At 66.3% G+C, this 12,905-nt stretch carries 10 protein-coding genes; 5 read left to right on the top strand and 5 right to left on the bottom strand.

From position 1 onward, the window contains the following. Positions 1-193 precede the first annotated feature (193 nt). Positions 194-1,618: a UDP-N-acetylmuramate--L-alanine ligase gene (gene murC, locus GGR13_RS11895; protein ID WP_183213770.1), complete on the bottom strand. Its 1,425-nt coding sequence runs from the start codon at positions 1,616-1,618 to the stop codon at positions 194-196. 134 nt (positions 1,619-1,752) lie between these two features. On the opposite strand from murC, the gene GGR13_RS11890 reads away from it, so the two are divergent. From GGR13_RS11890 to GGR13_RS11870, 5 genes are all read left to right on the top strand, one after another. Further along, on the top strand, positions 1,753-2,826 hold the full coding sequence (locus tag GGR13_RS11890; protein ID WP_484478988.1) for a DNA methyltransferase: 1,074 nt from the start codon (positions 1,753-1,755) through the stop codon (positions 2,824-2,826). Positions 2,827-2,912: 86 nt separating this feature from the next. Further along, positions 2,913-3,653, top strand: a complete 741-nt coding sequence (locus tag GGR13_RS11885) for an ABC transporter ATP-binding protein (RefSeq protein WP_183213768.1) — start codon at positions 2,913-2,915, stop codon at positions 3,651-3,653. Next, positions 3,650-5,236, top strand: a complete 1,587-nt coding sequence (locus tag GGR13_RS11880; RefSeq protein WP_183213767.1) for a hypothetical protein — start codon at positions 3,650-3,652, stop codon at positions 5,234-5,236. Before GGR13_RS11885 ends, GGR13_RS11880 begins: the two co-directional genes overlap by 4 nt. A gap of 57 nt (positions 5,237-5,293) precedes the next feature. After that, entirely contained in the window at positions 5,294-6,397 is a 1,104-nt protein-coding gene (locus GGR13_RS11875) for a glycosyltransferase family 4 protein (protein ID WP_183213766.1), read from the top strand. A 114-nt stretch (positions 6,398-6,511) separates the two neighbouring features. Next, on the top strand, positions 6,512-8,659 hold the full coding sequence (locus tag GGR13_RS11870) for an amylo-alpha-1,6-glucosidase (RefSeq protein ID WP_183213765.1): 2,148 nt from the start codon (positions 6,512-6,514) through the stop codon (positions 8,657-8,659). 48 nt (positions 8,660-8,707) lie between these two features. Here GGR13_RS11870 and GGR13_RS11865 read toward each other — a convergent pair whose 3' ends face one another. The 4 genes from GGR13_RS11865 to leuD form a co-directional block, all read right to left on the bottom strand. Continuing rightward, complete coding sequence (locus GGR13_RS11865; protein ID WP_183213764.1) at positions 8,708-9,382, bottom strand: TorF family putative porin; 675 nt, start codon at positions 9,380-9,382, stop codon at positions 8,708-8,710. Between the two features lie 79 nt (positions 9,383-9,461). Then, complete coding sequence (locus tag GGR13_RS11860) at positions 9,462-10,817, bottom strand: ammonium transporter (protein WP_183213763.1); 1,356 nt, start codon at positions 10,815-10,817, stop codon at positions 9,462-9,464. A 271-nt stretch (positions 10,818-11,088) separates the two neighbouring features. After that, positions 11,089-12,189, bottom strand: a complete 1,101-nt coding sequence (gene leuB / locus GGR13_RS11855; protein WP_183213762.1) for a 3-isopropylmalate dehydrogenase — start codon at positions 12,187-12,189, stop codon at positions 11,089-11,091. Continuing rightward, positions 12,189-12,776, bottom strand: coding sequence for a 3-isopropylmalate dehydratase small subunit (gene leuD / locus GGR13_RS11850; protein ID WP_183213761.1), 588 nt, complete (start codon positions 12,774-12,776; stop codon positions 12,189-12,191). Before leuD ends, leuB begins: the two co-directional genes overlap by 1 nt. Positions 12,777-12,905: the final 129 nt, after the last annotated feature.

The raw sequence follows: 12,905 nt of genomic DNA, 5'->3' as shown, positions 1-12,905 counted from the left end.
CCAGCAGGCCCGGCAGCACCATCGCATCCCTCCGTGTTCGTCATTGTCCGGCGCGCAGCGACCGGAGAACCCAGCGGCGCGCGAACGCGCGACCCTGTCGCGGACACTGCGCGGTTGAAAAGATCGCCTTCGGCACCGCTGGGTCCCCCGGTCTCCGCTGCGCTTCGCCGGAGGATGACGAAAGCCCCGGGGCTCACGCCAGCGCTTCCAGCTGGCCCGGCAGGGCGTAGGCCCATGACGTGATGTCCCCTGCCCCCAGCAGCACGACCACATCCCCCGGTTTCGCCTCGGCGGCGATCACGCCCGGCAGGGCCGCCACGCCGTCCAGTGCAGCCACGCTGCGGTGGCCATATCGCTGCACGCCATCGACGAGCGCATGTTTGTCGACCCCCTCGATCGGCGCCTCGCCGGCCGGATAGACGTCGGCGATCAGGACGGAGTCCGCATCCGAGAAACTGGTCGAGAACTCTTCCATCAGGTCGCGCAGGCGGGTGAAGCGATGCGGCTGCATCACGGCGATGACCCGGCCCTCGGTGACCTGACGCGCGGCCTTCAGGACGGCGGCGATCTCGACCGGGTGGTGGCCATAGTCGTCGACGATCCGGACGCCGCCGACGACGCCCGTTGTGGTGAAGCGCCGCTTGACCCCGCCGAAGCCCGCCAGACCGGCCTTGATCGCCTCGTCCGACACATCCAGCTCGCGCGCCACGGCGATGGCGGCCAGGGCATTGGCCACATTGTGCCAGCCCGCCATGGGCAGGTGCAGGCCCTCGATCCGGTGAGGCTCGCCCCCCTGCGATCCCGACTGGAACACCACATCGAAGCGGCAGCCATCGGCGGCCATCTCGACATTGTCGGCCCGCACCATGGCCTGAGGGTTCAGCCCATAGGTGACCAGACGGCGGTTATCGATCGCCGCCACCAGCTTCTGCACCTCCGGATGATCCAGACAGACACAGGCAAAGCCGTAGAAGGGAATGTTCTCGACGAAATCGATGAACGCCTTACGCACCGCATCGAAGTCGCCGTAGTGGTCCAGGTGCTCGGGATCGATATTGGTGACGATGGCCACCGTCGACTTCAGCCGCAGGAAGCTGCCGTCCGATTCATCGGCCTCGACCACGATCCAGTCGCCGTCCCCGACCTTGGCATTGGTCCCGTAAGCATTGATGATCCCGCCATTGACCACGGTGGGATCCAGCCCCGCCGCATCCAGCAGGGCCGCCACCATCGAGGTCGTCGTGGTCTTGCCGTGGGTCCCGCCCACCGCGATCGAGAACTGCAGCCGCATCAGCTCGGCCAGCATTTCGGCCCGCCGGACTAGGGGAATGCGCCGCGCCCGGGCGGTCACCATCTCGGGATTGGTCGCCTTGACCGCCGTCGAATAGACCACAGCGGAAACGCTTTCTCCGACATGGGTGGCGTCATGGCCGATGAAGATGCGGGCCCCCAGGGCCTCCAGCCGCTCGGTATTGGCCGAAGCCTTGGCGTCCGAGCCCTGCACGGAATAGCCGATCTTCAGCATGATCTCGGCAATGCCGCTCATGCCGATGCCGCCGATACCGACAAAATGGACAGGACCGAGGTCGAACGGAACGGGGCGAAGGCGAGCGATCATCAAAGCGTCATAGCGACCGATTTGCAGGAATGCACGATCGGAAACGCCCCCGTTCAACCGTCCTTAACCACAAGGATTCACCCTGTCGGCTCAAGCTGCGCAGGGCCGTGTCCGTGACCGATATCAAGACCCCAATTCTCGCCACCGACGTCATCCACCGCGGCGACTGCCTCGAGATCCTGCGGACCCTGCCCGACCGGTCGGTGGACATGGTCTTTGCCGATCCTCCCTATAACCTGCAGCTGGGCGGCGACCTGCTGCGGCCCGACAACTCCAAGGTCGATGCGGTCGACGACGACTGGGACAAGTTCGACAGTTTTGCCGCCTATGACGCCTTCTGCCGCGACTGGCTGAAGGAATGCCGGCGGGTGCTCAAGGACGAGGGCTCGATCTGGGTGATCGGCAGCTATCACAACATCTTCCGCCTCGGCACCGCCATCCAGGACCTGGGCTACTGGGTGCTGAACGACATCATCTGGCGCAAGTCGAACCCCATGCCGAATTTCAAGGGCACCCGGTTCACCAATGCCCACGAGACCCTGATCTGGGCCGCCAAGTCGCGCGACCAGAAGCGCTATACCTTCAACTATGATGCGCTGAAGGCCTTCAACGAGGACACCCAAATGCGTTCCGACTGGACGCTGGCGCTGTGCACCGGCGAGGAGCGGATCAAGGGAGAGGACGGCAAGAAGGCCCATCCGACCCAGAAGCCCGAGGGCCTGCTGCACCGGGTCATCATGGCCGCGACCAAGCCGGGCGACGTCATCCTGGACCCCTTCTTCGGCACCGGCACCACGGGTGCCGCCGCCAAACGCCTGGGCCGTCGTTTCGTCGGTATCGAGCGTGACGCCGCCTATGCCGATGTGGCCGAGACCCGGATCAAGGCCGTCATCCCCGCCAAGCCCGAGGACCTGGTGGTCATGGGCTCCAAGCGCGCCGAGGTGAAGGTACCGTTCGGGGCCCTGGTCGAGGCCGGCCTGCTGGCCCCCGGCGACACCCTGTATTGCCCCAAGGGCCACCGCGAGGCCCGCGTCCGGGCCGATGGTTCACTGATTTCCGGCGAGTTCACCGGCTCGATCCACAAGCTGGGCGCGATCCTGGAGAACGCCCCGGCCTGCAATGGCTGGACCTACTGGCGCTTCAAGACCGACACCGGCCTGCGCTCCATCGACGCCCTCCGCGCCGAGGTGCGGGCGGGGATGCAGTAACAAAACGCGCTCCATGACACCGGAGTCATTTGACCCCGCCCTGCCCCGCCGTCACCATCGCTGCGCGTAAGTCAGGGGATCGAGTCATGGTTGAGAGCGCGCTGGAAGTCCGCGGTCTGCGGAAGGTTTTCACGCGGCCGGCGGTGGACAATCTGGACCTGACGGTGAGGGCCGGCGAGCTCTATGCCCTGCTTGGGCCCAATGGCGCGGGCAAGACGACGACGCTGCGGATGGTGGCCGGGCTGACTCAGCCGGGGGCCGGGTCGATCCGCATCTTCGGGGTCGATGCCCTGGCCGATCCGGTCGCGGCCAAGCGGATGGTGGCATGGCTGCCGGACGAGCCGATGCTCTACGACAAGCTGACCCCGATGGAATATCTGGAGTTCGTCGCCGGCCTTTGGGGCGTGGACGCCAAGTCCGCGCGGGCCAAGGCCCAGGAACTGCTGGAATGGCTGGCCCTGTGGGAGCACCGGGCCGAACGCTGCGAGGGCTTTTCGCGCGGCATGAAGCAGAAGGCGGCCCTGGCCGGGGCCCTGATCCATGATCCGAAACTGCTGATGCTGGACGAGCCCCTGACCGGGCTGGACGCCGCCATGGCCCGTCAGGTCAAGGACCTGCTGCAGGCCCGCGTCGAGGCCGGGGCTACCGTCATCCTGACCACCCATATCCTCGATGTCGCCGAGCGGATGTCGGACCGGATCGGCATCATCCAGTCGGGCAGGCTGCTGGCCGAAGGCACCCTGGACGAGCTGCGCACCCGCTCGGGCCGCGAGGGCCGGACGCTGGAGGACGTCTTCCTCGATCTGGTTGGGACCGACGCGCCATGATGCGGTTCCTGCCCGCCGGATCGGCGATCTGGCTACTGGCGCACGAGATGCGGATGGGCCTGCGCGGAATGGAGCAGCCGACCGCCGACGGCAAGAAGGCGAAAAAGGGGGCCAGCCAGATCGTCCTGATCGGCCTGGCGATCTTCGGCATGGCCGTGATCGCGATCGGCGGCATCGGGTTCGGTTTCCTCGCCGCACGGTTCCCCCTGCCCGAGACACCATTGGTGGCCCTGATCGTCACGGGGGGCACACTGGCCCTGTTCACCCTGATGCTGTCCCAGGCCATCAACATGAGCGTCCAGGCCCTGTTCGAACGGCGCGACCTGGACCTGCTGATGTCCTCGCCCCTGAAGCCGCGCGTCGTGCTGACGGTGCGGGCGGTGTCGATCGCCCTGGTGACCGTCATGCTCTATGCGGCGCTCGCCACTCCCTTCATCGTGACGGCCAGTGTGCTGGGGCGGCCCGAGTGGCTGGGGCTCTATGTGCTGCTGCTGGCCATGGCCATGGTGGCGACGACCCTCGGCATCATGCTGACGCTGGGGCTGTTTGCCGCCATCGGCCCGCGCGCGACCCGCACCGTGGCCCAGATCCTGGCGGGCGTGACCGGCGGCCTCGCCTTCCTGGCCAGCCAGATGTGGAACCTGACCCGTCCGGGGGACGAGGACGATGGCCCCGGCCCCCTGTATGCCAGCCTTCGCGGTGTGCTGGACACCGGCCTGTTCGAAGCCGGCCAGCCCCTGTCCTGGCCGGTTCAGGCCCTGACCGGCGACCTGATGGCCCTTCTGGTTCTCGGCGGGATTGCCGTGGCCGGTTTCGCGGCCGTCAGCATCGGCCTGGCGCCCCGGTTCGCGGCGAATGCAACCGAGGCCGCCGGCGGCAAGGCCCCGCCCCCTCCGCGCGCCGGAGCCGACAAGCCGTTCGCCGAGGGCATGACCCGGGTCATGATCCGCAAGGAACTGCGCCTGCTGGCCCGCGACCCGCAGCTGGTCAGTCAGGTGGTGCTGCGGCTGATCTATCTGCTGCCGCTGGGCTTCATCATGTTCCGGGACGCCTCCAGCGGCGCGTCCGCCGCCATCGGGGGCGCGGCCATCGTGGTCATGGCCGGACAGCTGGCCGGCAATTTCGCCTGGATCATCATCTCGGCCGAGGACAGCCCGGACCTTCTGGGGTGCGCGCCGATCAACCGGGCCGCGGCCGATCGCGCCAAGCTGATGGCCGCGCTCGTGCCCACCCTGGCGCTTACCGCGCTGGCGCTGACGGGCTTTGCCTTCATGTCACCGCTGGCGGCCCTGATCGTCGCGGTCGGCTGTGTGTGTTCCGCCGGATCCTCCGGCCTGATCCAGCTGTGGCAACAGCGGCCGGAGAAACGCAAGGCATTCAACCAGAACAAGCGCGGGTCGGTGCTGATCGGCCTGGCCGAGTTCATCGTCCAGGCGTTCTGGGCCGCCGCCACAGGCCTGGCCATCGCGGGCATGATCTGGGCGCTGCTCCCCGCCACGCTGGCCATCGGAACGACGGCGCTGCTGCGGCGATCCGATAAAACACGCTATGTGTCACAGCGGACGGTGCTCACAGGGAACTGATTGATCTGACGCGAGTTTGGGAGCACGGGCGCACGTCGACGCGCAGGGACCCACACCATGAAAATTGCCCAGGTTACTCCCCTCTATGAAGCCGTTCCGCCCAAGCTGTACGGCGGGACCGAGCGCGTTGTCGCGCACCTGACCGACGCCCTTGTCGACCTGGGCCATGACGTGACCCTGTTCGCCAGCGCCGAGGCCCGGACCCGCGCTCGACTTATACCTGTGCGCGATCAGGCGATCCGTCTGGATCCGGCGCCGCTGAAGTCCGACCTGGCCGCCCATCTGTCGATGCTGGGCGAGGTCCTGGAGCGCGCCGAGGAATTCGACGTCATCCACTTCCACACCGACATGATCCACTTCCCGATGTTCGGCCGGTTCGCGGACAAGACGATCACGACCCTGCACGGCCGTCTGGACATGAAGGATCTGGCCCCGGTCTATGAGCGCTGGCCCGAGTTCGGCCTGGTCTCGATCTCGGACGACCAGCGAAAGCCCCTGGCCTTTGCCAACTGGCGGGCGACGGTTCACCACGGCATGCCCGAGGAGCTCTACCGGTTTGCGCCGAAGTCGGACGGCTATCTGGCCTTCCTCGGCCGGATCTCGCCGGAGAAGCGCCCCGACCGCGCCATCGAGATCGCCCTGAAACTGGGCAAGCCGCTGAAGATCGCGGCCAAGGTCGATGCGGCCGACAAGGTCTATTACGAGACAAAGATCAAACCCCTGCTGGCCAATCCGCTGATCGAATTCGTCGGCGAGATCGGTGATCACCAGAAGTCCGAGTTCCTCGGCAAGGCCGACGCCCTGCTGTTCCCGATCGACTGGCCCGAGCCTTTTGGTCTGGTGATGATCGAGGCCATGGCCTGCGGCACGCCGGTCATCGCCTTCAAATGTGGCTCGACCACCGAGATCATCGAGGACGGGACCACCGGCTTCCTCGTCGACACGATGGATGCGGCGGTCGAGGCAGCCGGCCGGGCCCATCTGCTGGATCGCTCGGCCATTCGCGACCGGTTCGAGCAGCGGTTCTCGGCCGCCGCCATGGCCCGACGGTATCTCGACGTCTATGGCGACCTGCTGGCCCAGCGACCGTTTGGCGTCGCGGTCAATGATTCCGTCACGCGTGTGGTCGGCGAACCCCGCAGCTTCGCCGCCCACGCCTGACCGGACGAAACGCTTCCGGTCGCCTTTAAAGTGACCGGAATACCTGAACCGCCATCATCCCCCCGCATTTGGCTGTAGGGTCCGCCCCACCCAGTAAGCGTACGGAATGATGTGATGGACGACGGCTATTCGGTGCAGACCACGGCTGCAGAGGCCTCCGGCAACGAAGGGCTGGAGCGGCTGCTGGCGCTGAAGGACCGCGACACTTTTCTTGTGGCCGATGGCTGGGGTGACTTGAAGGGCGGGGCCGATGGCCTGTTCGATCAGGACACCCGTATCCTGTCGCGGCTGGTCATGACCGTGGGTGGCGCGCGCCCATCGCGGCTGAGCTCGGGCGCATCCCGCGACAACGTCTTCTTCACCTGCCACTCGACGAACCGCCCCCTGCCGCCGATGGGCGGCCGGTCCGCGCCTGCGGGCGTGATGCATGTCGAACGCCGGCGGTTCGTCTGGAACCGGCGGATGTTCGAACGGGTGCAGATGGTCAACCATGGCATGGAAGACGTGTTGCTGCCGGTCGCCTTCGAGTTCGGGGCCGATTTCGCGGACATCTTCCAGGTGCGTGGCACCCTGCGCCAGCGCAGCGGCAGGGCAGAGACACCGACCCACGACGGGCGGCGCGTGACCTTCCGCTACACGGGCCTGGATGACGTCGTTCGCACCAGCACCCTTTCCTTCTCGGAGCCCCCGGCCCGCCTGACCGCCAGCCGCGCGGAGTTCCTGTTCAGCCTGCCCACCGGAAAGCGGCTAAACCTGTTCATTGAATGCGGCCCGGTCCCGGCCGACACGCCCGACCAGACCCGCTGGCGCGCCAACGCCGTGGCAGCGCGGATGGCCATGCGGGCGCGTCGTCGTCGCGGAGCCTCCGTGCGCGGGCCCCGCAGTCCCCGCTTCAACCAGTGGCTGGACCAGTCGCGGGCCGACATGGCCCTGCTGACCAGCGACCTGCCGACGGGCCCCTATCCCTATGCCGGCGTGCCCTGGTTCTCGACCCCGTTCGGCCGCGACGGCATTCTTTCAGCGTGGCAGATGCTGTGGCTGGATCCGTCCCTGGCCAGGGGCGTGCTGTCCTATCTGGCGGCGCGCCAGGCCACCGAGACCTCGGCCTTCCGCGACAGCCAGCCCGGCAAGATCATGCACGAGACCCGCGGCGGCGAGATGAGCGCGCTGCACGAAGTGCCGTTCGGCCTCTACTACGGCGGTGTCGACACCACCTGTCTGTTCGTGGCCCTGGCCGGAGCCTATGCAACGCGGACCGGGGATCTGGAGCTGATCCGGACGCTCTGGCCGCACCTGATCGCCGCGACCGAATGGATGCGGGACTACGGCGACAGCAACGGCGATGGCCTGATCGACTACCAGCGCGCGGCCGAAACCGGGCTGTCCAACCAGGGCTGGAAGGATTCCGAGGACTCGATCTTCCACACCGACGGGGCCTTTCCAAAGGGTCCGGTCGCCCTGCTGGAGGTCCAGGGCTATGCCTATGCGGCCTGGCGGGCGATGGCCGATCTGGGAGCCCGCATGGGCGACGCCCGTACCGCGGACTGGGCCGGCAGGGCCGAAGACCTGCGCCAGCGGGTCGAGGACCGGTTCTGGATGGAGGATGAGGGCTTCTACGCCATCGCCCTCGACGGCGACGGGGCCCAGTGCCGGTCGATCGGGTCGAATGCGGGCCACCTGCTGTTCACTGGCCTGCCGGCCTGCGACCGCGCACAGGCGGTGTCGGCACGATTGCTGTCCGGCGAATTCCGGACGGGCTGGGGCCTGCGGACCCTGGCCAGGGGCCAGGCCCGCTTCAATCCGATGAGCTATCACAATGGCTCGGTCTGGCCGCACGACACGGCGCTGGGGGTTGCCGGCATGGCCCTGTATGGCGAGCGGGACGCAGCGGCCCTGATCCTGGGCGAACTCTACGCGGCCGCCACCCATTTCCAGATGCGCCTGCCGGAACTCTTCTGCGGGTTTGACCGGGAGGCAGGCGAACCGCCGATCGCCTATCCGGTGGCCTGTATCCCCCAGGCCTGGGCGGCGGGCTCGGTCTTCCTGATGCTGCAGGCGTCACTGGGGCTGAGCATCGACGCCTTCGAACGGACAGTGCAGATCGCAAGCCCGACGTTGCCAGTCGGCATCGACCGGCTGTCGGTCACGGGCCTGGCGGTCGGAGATGCCTGCGTCGATCTGGCGTTCCAGCGGCTCGGCGATCAGGTGGTGGTCATGCCGACAAACAAGGTCGGCGACATCCGGATCGTGATGACCCATTAGAAAAAAAAGGGGCCCCGCCCTCACCGGCAGAGCCCCTGATGGCAGAAACTAGAACAGCAGTTTGACGGTGCCGACGACGCGGTCGCTGGCGATGGGGACGTTTTTGACGTCGGTATCGTAGTAGCGCAGGTCGAGCGCGACGTTCTCGGTGATCGCGTAAGCCACCCCGGCATTCCAGGTGCTGTAGTCGTCCGAAGTGCTCAGCCACTGCTTGCCGATCGCGCCCGAGACCGTCCACTTGTCGGCGGGTGTGATGGCGGCGTTGGCTTCCAGATAGGTCGCCTCATCGTCGACGCCGAAGAAGTCCGGCGAGAAGTAGGCTGCGGCTCCGACAGTCAGCGGGCCGATGGCCCGCGACCCGGCAACCTTGACCTCGACATAGTCATAGTCGCTGTTGGACCCGGGTGCGTAGAAATAGCCGACCACGCCCACGTCCCAGGCCACGCCGACGGATTCCCAGCGATAGCCGCCATAGACGTCGATTTCGGCATCGGTGGAGTCGCCGAAGTCGACGTTCGAGGCCCAGGCCCCGAGGTAGACGCTGCCAATGGTCAGGTCGACGCCGCCCTGAATAGCCGGATCCTCGCCGGTCTGGCTGAAGCCGCGGAAGACATAGTCGCTGGTCCCCACGACGTTGAACGCGACCTGGGCGTCCTGAGCCGATGCGGTGCCGGCGAGGGCAGCGACGGCAAGCGCGGCTGCACAGACGGTTAGATTTCTCATGATGATGATCCCCTGATTGAGGTTGTTGTTGTTGTGAAGCCCGGGCGCAGGGATCGCCTGCGCCCGGTCATGGTCGTTGTCAGGCGTGGTCCATGGCCTCGCCGTGCAGGTGGGTATCCAGACCTTCCGACTCCTGGGCGTCGGTCACCCGAAGACCCGTGGTGTATTTGCAGATCACCAGGATCACCAGCGTCCCGATGGCGCTGAACAGGATGGTCCAGACCAGACCAATGGCCTGGGCACCGAAGTTTGCACCCTCGGACAGGCTGTTGATCGTGGTCGTGGCGAACACGCCGGTCAGAAGCGCGCCGAGCAGGCCGCCTGCGCCATGGATGCCGAAGGCGTCCAGGCTGTCGTCATACTTGAGAAGCTTCTTGATCCACACCGAAGAGGCATAGCAGACCGGACCGGCGATCAGGCCGATGATCACCGCACCCTTGGGATCGACGAAGCCCGCGGCCGGCGTGATGGCCACGAGGCCGGCGACCATGCCGGACAGGACGCCGATCAGGGATGGCTTCTTCTTCTCCATCACTTCGACGATCTTCCAGGTCAGCGAAGCCGCAGCGGCCGCCAGCACGGTGTTGATCAGGGCGACGGCCATCAGATTGTTGGCCGCACCGGCCGATCCGGCGTTGAAGCCGATCCAGCCGACCAGCAGCAGGCTGGCACCGATCATCGTCAGGACGGGGTTGTGCGCCACGATCGGCTCTGACCCGTAGCCCTTGCGGCTGCCGAGGAAGATCGCGCAGACCAGACCCGCCACGCCGGAGTTGACGTGAACGACGGCACCGCCGGCAAAGTCCAGCACGCCCATCGAGCCCAGGAACCCGCCGCCCCACACCCAGTGGGCGATCGGCGAATAGACCAGCAGCGACCACAGGGCCGTGAACAGCAGCAAGCCTGAGTATTTGATCCGCTCGGCAAAGGCTCCGGTGATCAGGGCGGGCGTGATGATGGCGAAGGTCATCTGGAAGGCGATGAACAGGAACTCGGGAATCCCGGGCAGCAGGCTGTGCGCCGTGTCCATGGTGACCCCGTTCAGGAACAGCGAGTCGAACCCGCCGATATAGCTGTTCAGATCGCCACCATTGCCGAAGGCGAGGGAATAGCCGGCCACGAACCAGACCAGCGAGACGACGCCGAACACGCCGACGGACTGGGTGATGGTGGCGATGACGTTCTTGCGCCGGACCATGCCGCCGTAGAACAGGGCCAGACCCGGCAGGGTCATCAGCAGGACCAGCGCGGTCGATGTGCCGAGCCAGGCCGTGCCTGCGCCATCCAGTTCCAGGGCCGCCTGGTGTGCCAGCAGCACTGGCGCCGGGGCCTCGGCTTCTGCCGTGACCGCCTCGACGATCTCGGCGGGGGCTTCGACGACCGCCGCAGCGGCCTCTGCCACCGGTTCCGGAACGGCCGGAGCCGCAATCGCCATGGCCCCACTCGATAGACTGAGGGTCAAGACCCCCAGGGCCATAAGCCCTCTCAACCCGTTCCCGAACCGCACCATGAAGTTGCTCCCCTGATTTGCAATCTCGCAGTTGCGAACTGTTTAACGCATTTGCGAGAAGTGCAAGGGGCTATGCCGTGTTCTGTGCAATTTTCGTGCAGCCTTCGTATTTCATACTTGGATGAAAGGCCGATTTCTCAGGTTTTTCCTTAGATCGAGCAATATCTGACCTTTACAGCAAAGGTTAACGCAAGGGTTATCCCCAGTGCATTTGCACGCGATGGGCAGCCGCCCAGTGGATGGCACGGATGGCGTCGATGATGGCTTCGCCTGCGGCCCGGGTGCCGAGTTCACCGCCCAGATCTGCGGTCGTGGCACCAGCGGCCAGCACAGCGGCGACGGCGGCCTCGATCGAGGAGGCTTCGTCATCCAGCCCCAGTCCGTGCCGCAACAGCATGGCGGCCGACAGGATGGTGCCCACCGGATTGGCCAGGTCCCGGCCGGCGATGTCCGGTGCCGAGCCGTGGATGGGCTCGAACAGACCCGGCCCGCCCGACCCCAGCGACGCCGAGGGCAACAGGCCGATCGACCCGCCCAGCACGCTGATCTCGTCGGACAGGATGTCGCCGAACATGTTCTCGGTCAGGATGACGTCGTATTCGCGCGGCTTGCGGATCAGATGCATGGCCATGGAATCGACCAGGGCATGCTCCAGCTGGACCTGCGGGAATTCCTCGGCATGGATGCGGGTCACGACCTCGCGCCACAGGCGGCTGGTCTCCATGACATTGGCCTTGTCGACCGAGGTCACCTTGCCGCGCCGCTGCAGGGCGATCCGGAAGGCCGCGCGCGTGACCCGCTCGATCTCCTCGACCGAATAGACGCACAGGTCCGAGGCCATGGTGTCGGTGCGGACCTTTTCACCGAAATAGACGCCGCCGGTCAGTTCGCGGAAGACGATCAGGTCGACCCCCTCGACGATCTCCTTCTTCAGCGGCGAGCGGTGCGCCATGACCGGCGAGACCTGCAGCGGCCGCAGGTTGGCGAACAGACCCATGGCCTTGCGGATGTTCAGCAGGCCCTCTTCGGGACGACGCTTTCCGCCTTCCCATTTGGGCCCACCGACGGCCCCCAGCAGAACGCCGTGCGAGGCCAGACAGGCCTCGACGGTTTCCGGCGGCAAGGGATCGCCGGTCGCATCGATGGCCGCGCCGCCGATCAGATGCTCCGAAAACTCGAACCGGTGGCCGTAGAAGTCGGCGATGACATTCAGCACATCCCGCGCTGCGGCCGTGACCTCGGGGCCGACACCGTCGCCGGGCAGGATGACGATCTTGTAGGTCTGGATACTGGGCATCAGGCGATTTCCGTTGTTCGGGCGTGTTCAAAGGCTTCGATGGCGGGGGTGTGGTTCAACAGCCAGCCCAGCGTGTCCACGCCGTCCAGCAGGCACTGGCGGGCAAACGGCTCGACAGCAAAGGGTACCGGCGCATGGTTGCCGCGGCGCAGTTCATTGGCTTCCAGATCGATGGTCACGGCCTGTTCCGGATGGGCGACCAGATCGTCCCAGGTCGCCTGATCCACAACGACTGGCAGCAGGCCGTTCTTCAGCGCATTGGAGGTGAAGATGTCGGCGATCGAGGTCGAGACGACAGCGCGAAAGCCATAGTCGTGCAGGGCCCAGGGTGCGTGCTCGCGCGACGATCCGCAGCCGAAATTGTCCCCGGCCACCAGGATCCGGTGCGCCGCTGGATCGATGCGGTTCAGTACCGCTTCGGGCCTTGGGGACCCGTCCGCCTCATAGCGCCAGTCATAGAAGGCCTTGGCCCCCAGCCCGGTCGTTTCTGTGGTGGTTAGGAACCGCGCCGGAATGATCTGGTCGGTGTCGATATTGGCCTGGGTCAGAACCAGGGTGTGGGAGGTCAGGGTTTTCAGGGGTTCCATGACAGTCCTCCGCTTGGCCCCATGATTCCGCTCATCCCGGCGAAAGCCGGGAAAGCCCTTCCCCTGGAGGGGGAAGGGTTGGGATGGGGTGGAGGCACGGTCCTGCCAGTTCCCACGTTCACCCGGTGG

It is taken from the genome of Brevundimonas variabilis (genome assembly GCF_014199945.1).
Taxonomy (GTDB): domain Bacteria; phylum Pseudomonadota; class Alphaproteobacteria; order Caulobacterales; family Caulobacteraceae; genus Brevundimonas; species Brevundimonas variabilis.
The sequence above is the reverse complement of the archived record's forward strand: the minus strand, read 5'-3'. Positions and strand labels throughout refer to the sequence as shown.